The sequence below is a fragment of the Gilliamella sp. W8128 genome (genome assembly GCF_016100545.1).
Lineage (GTDB): Bacteria > Pseudomonadota > Gammaproteobacteria > Enterobacterales > Orbaceae > Gilliamella > Gilliamella apis.
Genome location: NZ_JACFSE010000003.1, coordinates 278381 through 295530 on the forward strand (window position 1 = coordinate 278381; position 17150 = coordinate 295530).

Genomic DNA, 17150 nt, shown 5'->3' on the forward strand with positions numbered 1-17150 from the left:
TGGTCTAGTTAATCATCTTGAACAATACCAAAATGTCGATAAGCATGAGGTGTGGCAATTCTGCCTCTCGGCGTTCTTTGGATATAACCTTGTTGAATCAAAAATGGTTCTAACACATCTTCAATGGTTTCACGCTCTTCACCTATTGCAGCTGCAATATTATCTAAACCTACTGGCCCACCCATAAATTTCTCGATAATAGCCAGAAGTAACTTACGATCCATATAATCAAAGCCTTCATTATCTACATCTAACATATCTAATGCTTGAGTGGCAATTCGTTCATCAATAACGCCTTTAGATTTGACATCAGCATAATCCCTAACTCGTCGTAATAAACGGTTAGCAATCCGTGGCGTACCTCGAGATCGTTTAGCAATTAAGTAAGCCCCTTCTTTAGAAAGGTCCATACCTAAAAATTTTGCACTACGGCTAACAATATATTCCAAATCTTCTACACGATAAAACTCAAGCCGTTGCACAATACCAAAACGATCACGTAATGGTGATGTTAATGAACCAGCTCGAGTCGTTGCGCCAATAAGGGTAAAAGGAGGCAGATCTATTTTAATTGAACGTGCTGCTGGCCCTTCACCAATCATAATATCAAGTTGATAATCTTCCATTGCTGGATATAAGATTTCTTCAACAACTGGCGATAATCGATGAATTTCATCAATAAATAGCACATCATTAGGTTCTAAATTGGTTAGCATAGCAGCTAAATCACCCGCTTTTTCCAATACTGGTCCTGATGTGGTACGTAAATTAACATTCATTTCATTAGCAACAATATTTGCCAATGTAGTTTTACCTAGACCTGGAGGACCAAATATTAAAACATGATCAAGTGCGTCACTACGCTGTTTAGCAGCTTGAATAAAAATTTTCATCTGCTCACGAACTTGAGGTTGGCCAATATATTCATCCAAATACTTAGGACGAATGGCTCGATCTAAAGACTCTTCTTCTTTTTGTGCCTGTGGAGCAATTAAACGATCCGCTTCAATCATTATCAATACCTACTTTACAATACTGACTTTAATGCTTCACGTATTAGCATTTCACAATCCATTTCTGGTTTAATGACTTTACTAATAATACGGCTGGCTTCTTGTGGTTTATAACCCAGAGCAATAAGCGCTGAAACTGCTTCACTTTCAATTTGGTTGGATGATTTTTTAATATCACCAATATCAATAGCGGGGTTAACATTTGATAGTTCTTCACCAAAGCGTTTAACACGATCTTTCATTTCAACAATTAATCGTTCAGCGGTTTTAGTCCCTACCCCCGGTAATTTGACCAATGTTTTAATTTCACCTTGTTCAACAGCATTAATAAATTGTGCTGCTGACATCCCAGATAAAATCGCCAGAGCTAATTTTGGGCCAACACCATTAACTTTAATTAATTCACGAAATAACTCTCGTTCTTGTTCATGATTAAAACCATAAAGCACTTGAGCATCTTCCCGAACAGCAAAATGAGTTAACACAATCACTTCTTTGCCATTGTCGGGTAACTCATAAAAACAGGTCATTGGCATAAAAACTTCATAGCCAACACCACCAACTTCAATTAATACTTTAGGTGGTTGTTTTTCAATAATGATTCCACGTAAACGACCTATCACAATATATCCTTAATAAATTTAATGTTGATTGAATAAGTTTGCTTAAAATAACCCTAAATTAAACAATATTTAAGATTCTAGATTAATCAAATTGATATAATCAACATTGAAAGTGAATTGAATGTAATTATCAGTTAGTTTACCTGATAGGAAAAAATTAATAAAGAAAAACTGTATAAATAGACAGGAGATAAAAAGAAATTTTGCCGACTTAGTCGGCAAAACGTATAAGACGATATCTGATTAATTTTTCAACTTAAAATGGCATTTTAAAGCCTGGAGGTAATTGCATGCCGCCAGTTACTTGAGCCATTCTTTCTTTTTGCGCTTCTTCTAAACGACGAGTTGCATCATTGTAAGCAGCCGCAATCAAATCTTCTAACATTTCTTTATCATCTTCAGTTAATAAAGATGGATCAATTTCCACACGTTTACAACTATGCGCACCATTTACAGTTACTTTAACGATACCAGCACCTGACTCACCGGTAACTTCTAATTTAGCAATTTCTTCCTGAGCTTGCTGCATTTTTGCTTGCATTTGTTGGGCTTGTTTCATCAAATTACCCAAACCGCCTTTTCCACCTGGAAACATAATTATTCCTCATTAAAAAACATTTATTCTGTAATTATACAGGACGAATACTCGATTCATCAATCTTGGCATCAAAATATTGACAAATCGTCTCAACTTTAGGATCTTGATGAATCGTCAATTTAGCTTGTTCAAGCTTTTGTTGATATAAATCCTCACGCATTTCTAACGGCGTCTTATTAGCCTTATTATCATCAATCACCACCTCTAGATTGAGTGTTTTTTGACGATAATTTGACAGCGCAGTTCGCAACTTAATACAATTTGCTGACGATTTAGCTAGATGCTCCACAGCCGAACGCGTATGCAAAATAATATGATTATCATCAATTAATTCAGGGTAGGAATTAATCGCAATTTGTTTAATTAATGGCGCAAGTTCTAATTGTTCAATTTCAGCACACCAAGCGTCTTTTTCAGCCATTTCGACAATTAATTTTTTAACCATTTCTGGCGTTTTATCAACTTTGAAAGAATCGCATAATGTTTTTGCATCAAGTGCTGGTTCATTTTTTGTTTCAACTATGCCACAAGCCTGCCATTGATAATTTTCAGCAGTTATCTCTTCTTGTTCCACTTCCTCATCATTTTTTTCACTATCATTACCTAGATTGGCAAGCTGCTGAACGTCATCCCGTTTACTGTTAATTAAAGAATTAGATGGTTGATGATAATCAACCAATTCAGGCTTTTTTGGCTTTTGTTCCTCTTTCATTAACTGCATTCGCATCTCTAAAATATTTTTAGTGATTGATGATGCATCATCAGGAAGTGATATTTCTGGTTGTGAAACAGTATTTTCATCACTAGTAGCTGGTCTTACTATTGTACTGTCATTTAATTGCTGATTCTCAATAGCTGACTTAACAGTTTGCTGTATAGGCGCTGCCTCATTTGCGTTTTGTGATGAAGTCGTCACAACCTGAGCTGGTTGTGTTCTAATAGGCGATTCAACTTTTTTTGTCGGTGTAGTCGGTGTAGTCGCTGTTGCAGCTGGTGGCATAATCGCATCGACATTTTTAGGCATAAATGCTAAGGCGCGTAAAAAACTCATTTCAACACCCATTTTTTTATCTGGTGCAAAAGCAAGTTCTTTCCGACCCATTAATAAAATTTGATAAAACAGTTGCACATCATTAGGCGCCATATATTGAGCTAAGAAGCGTAACTGTTCTTCATTATCTGTATAATCACCCAATGCTGTCGGCACAACTTGTAATAAGGCAATTTGATGTAACAAAGCAATAGATTCGGCTAATAAATTATCCCAATCTGCACCTTGCAAAGCAGCCGCTTCAATCTGTTGCATCAAAGTATTACCATCATTTTGATAAAGAGCATTAATTAATGAAAAAGGAATTGCTTTATCTAAAGTACCAAGCATGGAGGCTACTGACGCAGCATCAATTTTACCATTACCAAGCGCTATTGCTTGATCGGTTAAACTTAATGCATCGCGCATACTACCATTTGCTGCTTTAGCTAACAGCTGTATTGCTCGCGGTTCACTTTCAATTTGTTCTAATTGCAAAATATGTTTTAGTTGCTCAGCAATTAATGATGTATCAAGCACATTTAAGTGCAGATGCAGACAGCGAGATAAAATAGTGATAGGTAATTTTTGCGGATCTGTTGTTGCTAATAAAAACTTAACGTGTTCTGGTGGCTCTTCCAATGTTTTTAATAAAGCATTGAAGCTACTACGAGAGAGCATATGTACTTCATCGATTAAGTAAACTTTAAAACGACCTTTGCTTGGCAAATATTGAATATTATCTAAAATTTCCCGAGTATCTTCGACTTTAGTACGTGAGGCAGCATCAATTTCGAGTAAGTCAACAAAACGACCCTGTTCAATCTCACGACAATTATCACAAACACCACAAGGCGTTGCCGTTATACCACTTTCACAATTTAAGCCTTTGGCTAACAATCGAGCAATCGAAGTTTTACCTACACCTCGAGTACCAGAGAACAGATAAGCGTGATGTACTCGACCAAGAGAAAGAGCATTAGATAAAATTTTTAAAACATGCTGTTGCCCTACTACTTCAGAAAATGATTTTGGTCGCCACTTACGTGCTAAGACTTGATAACTCATAATCACCATTACTTTTACTAATAAATTTTGCTAATCATACCATAAAGTGTCAATTTAGTCTTTAAGATGCCGATAACCGATTCGATATTAGGTGAGATTTTTAAGCAATAAAAATCCCCTTTGCACAAATTTTCAAATTATTAGGCTGTTTTGGGGAGTTAATTTATTGAAAAATGATTTATCAACCTTCAAACAGTAAATCGAAGGTTGATAAGTAAAGAAAATAATCAATTGATGATTAATTATGAATGGCTAATCTTGATTTAAATAGGCCCATGCATATTGTGCATAAAATTCTGCACCTAACGCCATACCATCTTCGTCAACATTAAAACAGCCATGGTGATGTGGCCATTGAGTATCTTTTTCAGGATTACCAGATCCAACTAAAGCAAAAGCACCAGGAATGTTTTCAGTATAATAACTAAAATCTTCACCACCGGTAGTTGGTGCTTCAAAATACAATGCATCTTCACCAAATGATTCAACAATGACTTTTTGTGCTAATAGTGCGCTTTCTTTATCGTTTATAACTGGTAAGGTCCCATAGATATACTCGACTTCAGCGGTCGCTCTATACATAGCTGCTACTTGGTTGGCATAACGTCTAATTGCAGCTTCAATTTTTTCACGCACTGCAACATTAAAACATCTCACAGTACCTTCTAATACCGCATTTTCAGCAATTACGTTAAAACGCGTACCCACATCCATTCGACCTATAGTCACAACCGCAGGATCGAGAGGCGATATTTCACGAGAAACAATTGATTGAACATTCATAACAAATGCAGATGCAACCATAACCGCATCCACAGTATCATGTGGCATTGAACCATGACCACCACGACCTTTAAATTTAACCGTTAATAGATCTGCTGAAGCAAAGCTTGAACCAACAACACAAGATACTTTACCTACTGGCATTTGTGACCATATATGCATACCAAAAGCGCTATCAACACCTTCAAGTACGCCTTGTTCGATCATCCCTTTTGCCCCTTGTGCAATTTCTTCAGCTGGCTGAAATACTAATCGCACATTACCTTTTAACTGTTCCCTAATAGAATATAACGTTTTAGCAGCAGTGAGCAGCATAGCGGTATGAGTATCATGTCCACAAGCATGCATTTTGCCATCAATAGTGGATTGATAATCAATATTGGTACTTAATTCCTTAACCGGTAAAGCATCAATATCTGCCCTAAGTAAAATCGTTTTACCTGGTTTACCGCCTTGGATCTCAGCAATAATACCTGTCGGCTTAGTGCGTCGATAAGTAATACCAATTTTATCAAGTTCTTCAGCAATTCTATCAGTGGTTCTAAATTCTTCCCACGGTAATTCTGGATGGCGATGTAAATCACGACGAAACGTAATCATGTCGTTAATGTTCTGTTTTATTGAATCTTTAATAGTTTGATTAATCATGTTACTACCTTTTATATATTTCATATGTATTCTTTTAATAGTGCACATATTTGCACAAATCTACAAGTTGAATCTGATAATTAAATTTCCAACTAATTAATTGGCGTTAACGGACCAACAATCATATTAACCATGATGCCAGCTAACACAACCGATACCATCGTTACTGAAATAAATCCTCCAATTAACATCGGTGGTAACATATGGCTAGTTAATACCTCTTTTTCTTTTGGATCTTTGGTTAAATTATTAATAACCTCGTTAGTGATAATATAATCGGCCGGGAATCCATATAGTGCTGTTAAAGCGATCGAAAAAGCCATTTCTTTACTTACTTTTAAAAATTTACCAACAATAACCGAAAAAATAAACATCCCAACAACAGCAGAAAGAATAAAAATAATTAAAGGTGTGATAAGTCTAATTAACATATCCGGCGTTGCTCGGCTCAAAGTATCAAAAATAAATAACATTAACCCCATAACCGCAAGCCCAAAACCACCGGCTTTCTTTAAAGGGTGACGTTCTAAAAAACCTAAAGAAGCAGCAACAACACCAAATAATAAACATAAAACAAATGGACTAATACTAACGACAGGTTTCAATACTTCCGATACTGAGTAAGCTAAAAAGCCCACTATTGCAATACGTAAAAAGATAAAGTACGAAGAATTATAACTTGCTGGAATTTTAGCAAACAGACCTGGCATCGGATTTTCATCGGTAGTTGCAGCTTGTTTATCCATAGTACTAACATCCTTTTCAACGACCCAAGTCCCTTCATGATATTTTTTCAATACTCGGCGACCTTCTTTTTTCAGCATAATAGAAGTTAATGGATAACCAATAAAACCTTGCATTACATAGATTATAATTGCAAATACAGCCAGATCTGGTAATCCTGCATCAGTTGCCCCTTTAGCCATAATAATGGCTGAAACAATACCACCTACTAATGGTGGAATAGCGACAATAATGGTGTTGAGGTCAAAAAATAGATATCCCACTATAATAGCAACAACAATAATACCCACAATCCCTGAAAGCGATATAAGTATTGTCTTCCATTGTAGTATCAACTCATTTATTGATAACAAAGTTCCCATGTTCACAATCAATAAATACATAAACATAACAGCTACTACATTTGGAATACCTGCTCGAGCCACAATATCAGTTGGGAAGAATGTCCAATAACCTAATAAAAACAGGACAGCACAAATAAAAACTGAAGGTATCCAAGCTTTAGTCCGTGTTGAAACAACATCACCTAGATATAAAATAATAAGCAATAAAACTAATGCCAACATCTGTGGCATATCATTCATAGTGGGCATAAAAACTCCATTTTTAATAAATTAAATTATAAAAAATAATTAAAATGATTTAAAAAATAGCTATTATAAATAATATTTTAAACATTGTTATAAGTTTTTTATCATAAAATCATTAATTTCGTCTAAGAAAAGATTACCATATTTTTCTAATTTAATTTTACCAACTCCGGTAACATTAATCAGTTGTTTCTTACTTTCTGGTTTAGTTTGCACCATTTCAAGCAAGGTTGCATCACTAAATACAATATAAGGAGCAATATCTTCCATATCAGCAATTTCTTTGCGCAACCGCTTAAGATTGTTGAATAATATTCGTTCTTCATAAGATAATATCGTAGTTAAATTAATCGCTCTAGCATAACGATTTAAACGACTTTTCTTCACGATTTCTAAACGTGGTTTTGCTAAAGATAAGGCTACTTGACCTTTAAGTATCGCACGTGCTTGTTCGGTCAATTGTAACGTAGTGAAGGTAGAAATATTTTGACTGACATATCCCAAATAAATTAATTGTCTAATTACACTAAGCCAATAGTCAGAAGAATGCGCTTTACCTATACCATAAACCGATAATTTGTCATGGCCATTTTCTTTAATTTGCGAGCGCGAAGATCCTCTTAATACATCGACAACATATTGAGCACCATAACGCTGCTCAACTCGATATATACACGAAAGAATTTTTTGTGCATCAATTAATCCATCATAATGCTCAGGAGGATAAAGACAGATATCACAGTTGTTGCAAGGTTCGGTTCTATTTTCGCCAAAATAGTTAAGTAATACCGTGCGCCGACAAGTCATACTTTGGGCAAATGACTCCATAGCTTGTATCTTATGTAGCTCAACTTGCTTATGTTTATTCTCTGGTTTATCGGCGATTTGTCGATGGTACCAATTTAGATCTTTACTATTAAATAATAAAAGTGCCTCTGCCGGAACGCCATCCCGGCCAGCTCGACCAGTTTCTTGATAATATGCCTCAATCGTTCTAGGGCAATCAGCATGTACTACAAAGCGAACATTAGGTTTGTTTATTCCCATACCAAAAGCGACGGTTGCAACAATAATTTGCACATTATCTTTCAAAAAATTCTCCTGTGCTTGTTGACGTTCAGCAGTGGTTAAACCAGCATGATAAGCAACGACAGAGAACCCCCTTTTAGCAAGTCTGGTTGTCATATCCTCAACTTTGGAGCGACTTGAACAGTAAACAATACCACTATTCCCCTTTTGCGTTTCAATAAAAGAGACAACTTGCTCAGTAAGATTAAATTTTTCAACTACCGTATAACGTATATTTGGTCGATCAAAACTACGTACCACCACCAAAGGATCGATTAAATTAAGTTGATTAATCACATCAGCTTGAGTCAATTTATCGGCAGTTGCTGTTAACGCTATAATAGGCACTTCAGGGAAACGCAATGATAAATGGCTTAATTGACGATAGTCAGGTCTAAAATCATGCCCCCATTGTGAAATACAATGCGCCTCATCAATAGCGATTAATGAAGGAGGATGAGCAGTAATTAATGAAGAAAAGGACGACACAGCCAGTCGCTCAGGTGAAATATATAATAATTTAATTGAATGATTTAAATATTTTTCAATAATATTTTGTTGCTCTTCTGGAGCTTGAGTTGCATTTAAAAAAGCGGCTGGAATCCCATTAACTAATAATTGATCGACTTGATCCTTCATTAACGAAATAAGTGGCGAAATAACCAATGCGGTACCGGGCAATAATACAGCCGGAATCTGGTAACAAAGTGATTTGCCACCACCAGTTGGAATAATGGTTAATGAATCTCGTCCGGCAATAACTGATTCAATTATATCTCTTTGCTGATTTCTAAACGATTTGTAACCAAAAACATTGTGTAACACGTCCTCAATCTGATCTCTAAATGACATACTAACCTGAACCAGTAATACCTTATCTATTTTTATGGAGTATATCGAATTTGATATGAACTAACCACCGTGAATTTACATTTATTTACAAATCGTAATAAATAGAATTTCTTCAAAAAATAACATCGTTGAGTAAAAATGGCAAAAAACAAGAATCTGTATATTATTGGATTAACAATATTGACTGTTTTTCCAACAAACAAACGCAAAAGATTAAAAAAACAACTAATTTTGATTTTTTTTACTTGAAACAAAACAATTTGCCAGCTAATATTTGCATGTTTCAAATGTACGCCCGTAGCTCAGTTGGTTAGAGCATCACCTTGACATGGTGGGGGTCAGTGGTTCGAGTCCACCCGGGCGTACCAATTCAAAGTCTTATCCTACAAGCCTTACAACAAATTTAAATCACCTAAAAAAAACTGTTGAGGTAAAACCGGGATTACCCTATGTCAATAATTAGTTATTTTAATATCAAAATAACTAATTTATGTGAGCCGTCGCTTAATCATTTTCACTAAACAATATTAATCGATAATCAATCAAAATAACAATTATTGAAAAATAGAGTAACAATAAAAATCACTAAAGTTTACATAAATCAGTTATCAAATAAAAAACTAAATATGATAATCCAAATGCAGATTATCATAATGACTTTCAGAAACTAAGATTCATTGATCAACTTTTTTTAGATTTAGTTATTTTTCCACCAAAATTAATACCTGTTCTTTCTACAAAATAAAACGTAAATATACTAACCAATAATGTTATAAATATTGTTATTAATGTATTGACTAAATAGCTACCATTTCTTAAAAATACCAAATTTATTAAAAATAAAATCAAACCATGAATTAAATAAATACTATAGCTAATGGTACCAAGTGAAATTAAGATTTTTGTCTTTAATAGTCCAAAAACAGAATTGCCATTGCTAATAACTATAAATACCAACCCTAATAATAAGCAATAAACAAGTGGTTTATTATGTAGAAAAACAGAAAACATTGTTATTAATAAAATGATAAATGAGGTTATGTGGTTAACTAATATTTTTTTGTTAATTTTTAAGTAATTATTAGCAATTAAGCTGGCTAACATCCCAAAAAAGAAAGGTATGATATTAGTAATAGTTAATACCATTATTTTAGACTGATTTATGATAATAATAGTCGCTAACCCTAGCAAAACAAATGCAATTGAAACAATTTTTTTTCTATTAAATAAACTTAGAAACGGAACACAAAAATAAAAAATCCACTCTATTTTTAAAGTCCATAAAACACCAGCTAAAGGTACTGAACCAGGAGCTATTGAAGAAATTGTTTTTATGTCTACAAAATAAAAACATAACCACGATAAAAAAGATTTGATACATTTTTTAAGACTTGAAAATTCAGCTGGTCCAGTAATTAAAGCGGAAACAAAAACCAACAAAATTACAAAATAATATAATGGTGAAATTCTAAAAAATCTTTTTATAAAAAAGTTTTTAATATTAATATGTCCTTCAGAGCGGATAAGCTTATCATAAAACAAAAAACCGGTAATCATAAAGAAAATACAGACACCAAATCCACCGAGGGAATAAATTGTCGCACCAACATCAAGATTTACTGATTTATCAAATGTTTGAGATAAAGTATCTTGATCCCACCATGTTTTGAAATGAAGAAAATGATATGACAACAAGGAATGAACAAACATTACGCATATTGCGGCTATACCTCTTAATCCATCAATATTTTGGTATTTATTTTTTTCGTCAACCAAGACATGTTTAATTCTTTTCGGCAGAAAATAATACATAATTGACATAAAAACAAAAGGACTAACAACAACAAAAAGTAAAGTAAAGTAATTAATATTCATATATTTAGTTATAAAATTTTTTCTTATTATTATATATTAACACTTATTAAGTTAATATCAAATTAATTGATTTTTTTATATCTCATCATTTAGAGCCTAATTAATATTAACAACTTCTTTTGGTTTTAGACTCAAATGTTTTTTAAGATTAATAAATTAAATATGTTAGAATTAAACCAGTTAAAATAAAGGATTATTTCAATGAAATACATACAAATTATTCATTTTTTGCTTAATCATGATTTGACGCATTTGAAACAATGTTGGTTAAACGAATTAACTGGTGGAAAAAAAATATCTATCTATAGAATATTAAAATCATACTTAAGCACAAGGTCATTACAAAAAAAATATCTATTTTGGTGGCGACTTATTAACGAAATGTATTTATACGGTAATAGAAAACAGAAGGATATTGCAAAACGTATACAGATGAAATTAATTAATCAGTTCTGTATTGATATAATGTTAGGCACTAAAATTGGTAAAAATTTATCAATTGTTCATCCACATTCTATTACTATCAATAAAAATGTAACTATAGGAGAAAACTTTATTGTTCACCATAATGTAACCATAGGTATAGGACATGAGCCAATAAACATAATAATTGGTGATAACGTTTATATTGGGACAAACTCTATCATATTAGGTGGCGAAATAACTATTGGGAATAATGTCAAAATTGGAGCCATGTCATTTATAAACAAAGACATTCCTGATAATTGTACTGTTTATACTCAAAAGAGTAATATAATTGTTCAAAACAATTATTAATTATCTACTGATTTAAATAAAAAAAGCATAGTTTATTCTATGTATAATTTCAACAATATAGTAATGAACCAATTCATCGATTTTAAATAACACAACAGATTACAGTGTAATTAATATCGTAAAATAGTGGGAATTTTAATTGGTATATTTTAAATTGCTTATAAAACCATCGAAAAATAAAAAAATTGCTACTAACCAAAAAATAAACCACAACTGCTATATAAAATTTCGCTAAAAGCATAATCTTTAATTCATAACTTTTACAACTTATGCTAAATCCGAATTAAGATAAATCAAACAAAATTCTAACTTCTTGTCAAAAAACCATCGAATTTTTTGCTGATCTTGAAGAGGAAATTCTCCCATTAAATGGCCTAAATAGTTCAGAAATATCTAATTTTGATAGTAGATTACATTCTTATCAAAAACAACTAACAAAAAACACGCAAAATGTTTTAAAAACTGAATGGGAGCGGGTTAAAAAAGGTATTTAATAAAATATTGATGTAGTAAAACTTTAAGGAGATTACTGCATCACTGATAAATTTTATTAGTTTGAATTTAAAATAAAATTGACCCCAGTAGGAATCGAACCTACAACTAGCCCTTAGGAGGGGCTTGTTATATCCATTTAACTATGAGGTCATCAAAGGCGTTTATTCTAATAAATTTATCAATGCAATATCAATCAAATAATGAAAAATTTTCTATTTTAAGCAAACATGATACAATCCTTACATTCGACATTTTATCACTTGTATTCGGTAGCATTATGAGAAAAAAAATTATAGGTATGATGTTCTCGGTTTTAGCGTTGACAGGTTGTGCGACCTATAAGGCTGAAACAAATAGTTATAGTGACCCGTTATCGGGTTTTAATAAAACCATGTTTAATGTTAACTACTATGCGCTTGACCCTTATATTTTGCGCCCTGCTGCCGTAGTGTGGAAAGATTATGTACCAACACCCGTTCGTAAAGGGGTAGTTAATTTTTCATCTAACCTTTCTGAACCAGCATCAATGGTAAATAGTGCTTTACAAGGTGAAGGGCATGAAGCCGGTAAACATTTAGCAAGATTCTTTATTAATACCGTTTTTGGTGTTGCCGGTTTATTTGATGTTGCAAGTGTAGCAGATCCTCAATTACAAAAAGGACCTAAACGTGGTTTTGGTGATACATTAGGTCATTACGATGTCCCTTATGGCCCTTATGTTGTATTACCTTTCTATGGTTCGGCAACACTTCGTCAAGAAGGTGGTGATCTGGTTGATACTTTATATCCACCACTTGTTTGGATCGATTGGCAATGGGCACTGGTTCGCGGTGTATTTGATGGCATTGAAGCTCGAGCTGTGGCCATTGAGTATGAAGATTTAATTAAAAATAGTGATGACCCATACAACTTTATGCGTAATGCTTACTTCCAGCGCAATGACTTTAATGCTTCTGGCGGTAAAGTTGATGAGCAAAAAGAACAACAACGCCAACAAAGCATTAACGGCATTATTGATGAAATTGATGCCCAATAAATTTTACTATTTATCATTAATTAACGCCGATTTATTCGGCGTTTTTTATTTGCCTTGCATTTCGGGTAAATGGTGCCAGAACCGTCTAGGCATATTTTGCCTTTGTAATCTTGGATTGATTCGTTCCTTAATGGTTAAGGCCTGACAGTAACGATTCCACATGGTTTGAAACAATTTTTCATCATCAGTTAGATAATCTTGGTTAATTTGCTTATTAATGATCAGAGGATCGTTATCGTTCAACCAGATTTGCTCAATCTTATCTAAATCATAAAAATAACCATATTGGCGTTTTTCATCATAAATTGCCCATTTTTGATCGGCATAACGATCTTTAAAAAATCGAGTGGTTAACGGTAAAGCGTTATATATAGGCTCTATAACCGCAAAATAAATTTTGTCATTATTATCATGACTGTTCGCTGGATTTTGAATGCTATTAAAGCGAACAAATTGCTGAATATGATGTTTTTCTTTATTTACCTTTTTAGCTATATCATAAACAGCTAACACATCCGCATCAGCAAAATCAGTTTCAATCGAATTGGTTGACTTAAATACTTTACAAATATAGCGAAAAATAATTAAATCACTTTCAGGTAATTCTGAAAGCCAAGTAAACAAGAGTTGATTTAGTGCAATCTGCGATAATTTTTTTTGCAGTGCAGTATAAACACGCTCATATTTACTGTTGCGATACTCAACTTGATGAAAATCGGTAACCAAAAGTGGCATATCCGCACCCTCAACTAATAGACATTCAGGCATTTTTTTTAGTTTAAATGCATCAAATACCGCGCACATTAACCCTTCAAAAGATTTATCATAATAAAACGCCAGCATAAATTACCATCCCATAACCAGTTGTTGTGGAATAGATTGTTGTTTTACTTCAAGCCGAGGCGTATCTTGTAAACTTAGGCGTATATATTCAGCAGATGAATCCAATACTTTGAAACTATTCATTTCATGACAAATAATAAAAAACTGTGCACGTTTTAACACCACACCAATACGTTTAAGCGCTTCTTTATTTAGTTTGCGATGTCGCCTTGCCATAACAATTAATTTTGCTGATTTAACGCCAATACCTGGCACGCGCAAGATTTTTTGGTAACTATCCCGATTGATATCAACCGGAAAAAATTGCGGATTACGAATCGCCCAAGATAATTTGGGATCAACCGTCAAATCAAGATCTGGATGTTCATCATTTACAATTTCATCGACACTAAAATCATAAAAACGAAGTAACCAATCTGCCTGATATAAACGATTTTCTCTTACTCTTGGAACTTCTTGCAAAACCGGTAATCGCTTATCATAACTATTCACAGGAATAAATCCCGAATAGTAAACCCGCTTCATACTTGGTCGCTTATATAGCTTGGCGGTGAGCTGTAAAATTTGATTATCGGTTTCATCTGTCGCACCAATAATCACCTGAGTACTTTGCCCAGCAGGAACAAATTTTGGTGTTGATTTGATTTTTTTACGATCTTCAATATTTTCCAGCAAATTTTGCTGGATATGTCGCATTGGTTGATAAATGGTTTGATGATCTTTATCTGGCGCCAATAATTTTAAATTACGCTCGGTAGGGATCTCTAAATTGACACTCATTCGATCAACAAGTAAACCTGCTTCACGAATCAATTCATTGCTGGCACCGGGAATCGCCTTCATATGGATATAACCATTAAAGTTATATTCTTGCCGTAATATTTTGACCACACGAATCATTTTTTCCATCGTATGATCAGCACTACGGACAATACCCGAACTTAAAAACAGCCCTTCAATATAATTGCGACGATAAAATTCAATCGTCAGTTCCGCTAACTCTTTCGGCGTAAATCCTGCACGAGGAATATCATTACTCTGGCGATTGATACAATAAGCACAGTCAAACATGCAATAATTAGTTAACATGATTTTTAACAGCGAAACGCATCGACCATCAGCAGTAAATGAATGGCAAATACCACAGCGAGAAGCACTACCAATACCTTTACTTTTATTACTGCGTGAAGTACCACTTGAAGCACATGAAATATCATATTTTGCAGATTCGGCTAAAATCTCAAGCTTTGAGATCATTTTCTCTTGAATCATAATCATCACCAATAACTGTATATATTTACAGTATTATAGTTATTTTATTGGTATAAGCAAGTTAATAATCAGATCGAATTTAAAAAATATTTGTTCAATAAACTCGCGATTAAGACTGATTTAATAAAGATATTATTAATAGAACGTAAATATAATCATATTAATTGATTTATTGACCTGTCATGCCAATTTTATTTATTAACTTAACAAATAAAATCAATCTGGGGGTATTGTTCAGCTTACAAGTGTACGCTATAATCAGACCAATTTTTCATATGAAGCCAGTTAACTTAGGAGTAGAGCATTAGATGAAACGTGTAGTAATTACAGGATTAGGTATTCTTTCAAGCATTGGGAATAATACCAAAGAAGTTTTAGAGTCGTTAAGAGTAGGCCGAAGTGGTATTACTTTTTCGCAAGAAATGAAAGATAGCGGAATGCGTAGTCATGTTTGTGGTAATGTTAAATTAGATACAACTGGATTAATCGATCGAAAAGTTGTCCGTTTTATGAATGATGCGTCTATTTATGGATATCTTGCACTGCAACAAGCAATCGAAGATGCAAAATTAAGCCCAGAGCAAGTATCTAATCCACGTACAGGCCTTATCGCTGGTTATGGTGGCTCAACCAAAACTCAATATAATGTTGTTGCCGGCATGAAAGAAAAAGGTTTAAGAGGTGTTGGCCCTTATGCAGTAACAAAATCTATGTCATCGGCAATTTCTGCATGTTTAGCGACACCATTTAAAATTAAAGGTGTTAGCTACTCAATGACTTCAGCTTGTGCAACATCAGTACACTGCATTGGTCATGCAGCTGAACTTATTCAACTTGGTAAACAAGATGTCGTGTTTGCTGGTGGTGGTGAAGAACTATGTTGGGAAATGTCATGCGAATTTGATGCTATGGGGGCATTATCAACTAAATATAACGACACACCAGAAAAAGCATCACGAGCCTATGATAAAAACCGTGATGGTTTTGTAATCGCAGGCGGTGCCGGAATGGTAGTAGTTGAAGAACTTGAACATGCTCTTGCCCGTGGTGCACATATCTATGGTGAACTTGTTGGTTATGGGGCAACATCAGATGGTTATGACATGGTTGCGCCATCTGGTGAAGGGGCAATGCGTTGTATGCAGCTTGCTATTCAAGATCTTGATGGACCAGTTGATTATATCAATACCCATGGTACCTCAACTCCAGTTGGTGATGTCAAAGAGTTATGGGCAATCAAACAAGTATTTGGTGATAATATCCCGGCTATCTCTTCAACTAAATCCATGACTGGTCACTCATTAAGTGCCACCGGTGCACAAGAGTTGATTTATTCACTACTTATGCTTGAACACGGCTTTATTACACCAAGTATCAATATCGACGAGCTTGCAGATGAAGCAGTAGGCATGAATATTATTACCGAGCCAACCGAACGTGAATTAACCACAGTAATGTCTAATAGCTTTGGTTTCGGCGGTACTAATGCGTCAATTGTCATGAAAAAATACCAAGGATAATTGTAAAATTATCTAACCAATAATAAAAAACCGTTCCTATGAAGTGACCCCCAATAGTTGGACAACCAATTACTGGGGTTTTTTTTATTTAACAAAGCTATAACTAATTTTGATTTTTAGCTTTTTGAAAAATTTTTCCTAATCTTTTTAGAAATAATTAATATTTCAATCTACCTATACGGTAGTAAACAACAATCTCAGGAACTTTAACAGACGGTGCAGTTTCTAAGCTACCTACACGGTAGTGAACTAGAATCCAATATACTATAAATGCAGTTGGTAAAAAGGCAAAGCGCAATTTTACTATTAAAAACC

The 17150-nt window shown here is 33.9% G+C and carries 13 protein-coding genes and 2 tRNA genes; 4 read left to right on the plus strand and 11 right to left on the minus strand.

What is annotated here, in order from left to right; translation table 11 throughout:
- Positions 1–8: 8 nt before the first annotated feature.
- The 7 genes from ruvB to recQ all read right to left on the minus strand — a co-directional run bounded on the left by ruvB (position 9) and on the right by recQ (position 9017).
- Positions 9–1013 carry a Holliday junction branch migration DNA helicase RuvB gene (gene ruvB, locus H3U97_RS04580; protein ID WP_065612869.1) on the minus strand — a complete coding sequence of 335 codons (1005 nt, stop codon included), beginning with the start codon at positions 1011–1013 and terminating at the stop codon, positions 9–11.
- 14 nt (positions 1014–1027) lie between these two features.
- Positions 1028–1636: a Holliday junction branch migration protein RuvA gene (gene ruvA, locus H3U97_RS04585; RefSeq protein ID WP_086356960.1), complete on the minus strand. Its 609-nt coding sequence runs from the start codon at positions 1634–1636 to the stop codon at positions 1028–1030.
- A gap of 256 nt (positions 1637–1892) precedes the next feature.
- A complete protein-coding gene (locus tag H3U97_RS04590; RefSeq protein ID WP_065578932.1) occupies positions 1893–2231 on the minus strand; it encodes a YbaB/EbfC family nucleoid-associated protein in 339 nt (112 codons plus the stop codon).
- A gap of 34 nt (positions 2232–2265) precedes the next feature.
- Positions 2266–4332, minus strand: coding sequence for a DNA polymerase III subunit gamma/tau (gene dnaX / locus H3U97_RS04595; protein WP_198198375.1), 2067 nt, complete (start codon positions 4330–4332; stop codon positions 2266–2268).
- A gap of 252 nt (positions 4333–4584) precedes the next feature.
- Positions 4585–5763 carry a M20 family metallopeptidase gene (locus H3U97_RS04600; protein WP_065578934.1) on the minus strand — a complete coding sequence of 393 codons (1179 nt, stop codon included), beginning with the start codon at positions 5761–5763 and terminating at the stop codon, positions 4585–4587.
- A gap of 92 nt (positions 5764–5855) precedes the next feature.
- Positions 5856–7082: a hypothetical protein gene (locus H3U97_RS04605; RefSeq protein ID WP_065651267.1), complete on the minus strand. Its 1227-nt coding sequence runs from the start codon at positions 7080–7082 to the stop codon at positions 5856–5858.
- Between the two features lie 105 nt (positions 7083–7187).
- The gene (gene recQ, locus H3U97_RS04610) at positions 7188–9017 is read right to left on the minus strand and encodes a DNA helicase RecQ (RefSeq protein WP_198198377.1); all 1830 of its coding nucleotides are present in this window, start codon (positions 9015–9017) and stop codon (positions 7188–7190) included.
- A 291-nt stretch (positions 9018–9308) separates the two neighbouring features.
- Between recQ and H3U97_RS04615 the strand changes: the two genes are divergently transcribed.
- A tRNA-Val gene (locus H3U97_RS04615) sits at positions 9309–9385 on the plus strand.
- Between the two features lie 313 nt (positions 9386–9698).
- Here H3U97_RS04615 and H3U97_RS04620 read toward each other — a convergent pair.
- Positions 9699–10793: an acyltransferase gene (locus H3U97_RS04620; RefSeq protein ID WP_165601605.1), complete on the minus strand. Its 1095-nt coding sequence runs from the start codon at positions 10791–10793 to the stop codon at positions 9699–9701.
- Positions 10794–11093: 300 nt separating this feature from the next.
- Between H3U97_RS04620 and H3U97_RS11420 the strand changes: the two genes are divergently transcribed.
- Positions 11094–11669: a serine acetyltransferase gene (locus H3U97_RS11420; protein WP_086361304.1), complete on the plus strand. Its 576-nt coding sequence runs from the start codon at positions 11094–11096 to the stop codon at positions 11667–11669.
- A 573-nt stretch (positions 11670–12242) separates the two neighbouring features.
- Here H3U97_RS11420 and H3U97_RS04630 read toward each other — a convergent pair.
- Positions 12243–12314, minus strand: a tRNA-Arg gene (locus H3U97_RS04630).
- A gap of 127 nt (positions 12315–12441) precedes the next feature.
- Between H3U97_RS04630 and H3U97_RS04635 the strand changes: the two genes are divergently transcribed.
- Positions 12442–13200, plus strand: coding sequence for an MlaA family lipoprotein (locus H3U97_RS04635; protein WP_110453588.1), 759 nt, complete (start codon positions 12442–12444; stop codon positions 13198–13200).
- A gap of 45 nt (positions 13201–13245) precedes the next feature.
- Here H3U97_RS04635 and H3U97_RS04640 read toward each other — a convergent pair whose 3' ends face one another.
- Both H3U97_RS04640 and H3U97_RS04645 read right to left on the minus strand, forming a co-directional pair.
- The gene (locus H3U97_RS04640) at positions 13246–14043 is read right to left on the minus strand and encodes a TIGR03915 family putative DNA repair protein (protein ID WP_198198378.1); all 798 of its coding nucleotides are present in this window, start codon (positions 14041–14043) and stop codon (positions 13246–13248) included.
- Between the two features lie 3 nt (positions 14044–14046).
- The gene (locus tag H3U97_RS04645; RefSeq protein WP_370545675.1) at positions 14047–15312 is read right to left on the minus strand and encodes a putative DNA modification/repair radical SAM protein; all 1266 of its coding nucleotides are present in this window, start codon (positions 15310–15312) and stop codon (positions 14047–14049) included.
- 311 nt (positions 15313–15623) lie between these two features.
- Between H3U97_RS04645 and fabB the strand changes: the two genes are divergently transcribed.
- Positions 15624–16835 (plus strand): beta-ketoacyl-ACP synthase I, encoded by a 1212-nt coding sequence (gene fabB / locus H3U97_RS04650; protein WP_198198380.1) that lies wholly within the window; start codon positions 15624–15626, stop codon positions 16833–16835.
- The last annotated feature ends 315 nt before the right edge of the window (positions 16836–17150 follow it).

What these genes read in the sequence shown, in the direction of transcription:
- fabB (WP_198198380.1), top strand. Translation starts at nt 15,624, where the DNA reads ATGAAACGTGTAGTAATTACAGGATTAGGTATTCTTTCAAGCATTGGG.
- dnaX (WP_198198375.1), bottom strand. Translation starts at nt 4,332, where the DNA reads ATGAGTTATCAAGTCTTAGCACGTAAGTGGCGACCAAAATCATTTTCT.
- H3U97_RS11420 (WP_086361304.1), top strand. Translation starts at nt 11,094, where the DNA reads ATGAAATACATACAAATTATTCATTTTTTGCTTAATCATGATTTGACG.
- H3U97_RS04600 (WP_065578934.1), bottom strand. Translation starts at nt 5,763, where the DNA reads ATGATTAATCAAACTATTAAAGATTCAATAAAACAGAACATTAACGAC.
- H3U97_RS04605 (WP_065651267.1), bottom strand. Translation starts at nt 7,082, where the DNA reads ATGCCACAGATGTTGGCATTAGTTTTATTGCTTATTATTTTATATCTA.
- ruvB (WP_065612869.1), bottom strand. Translation starts at nt 1,013, where the DNA reads ATGATTGAAGCGGATCGTTTAATTGCTCCACAGGCACAAAAAGAAGAA.
- H3U97_RS04635 (WP_110453588.1), top strand. Translation starts at nt 12,442, where the DNA reads ATGAGAAAAAAAATTATAGGTATGATGTTCTCGGTTTTAGCGTTGACA.
- recQ (WP_198198377.1), bottom strand. Translation starts at nt 9,017, where the DNA reads ATGTCATTTAGAGATCAGATTGAGGACGTGTTACACAATGTTTTTGGT.
- H3U97_RS04590 (WP_065578932.1), bottom strand. Translation starts at nt 2,231, where the DNA reads ATGTTTCCAGGTGGAAAAGGCGGTTTGGGTAATTTGATGAAACAAGCC.
- H3U97_RS04640 (WP_198198378.1), bottom strand. Translation starts at nt 14,043, where the DNA reads ATGCTGGCGTTTTATTATGATAAATCTTTTGAAGGGTTAATGTGCGCG.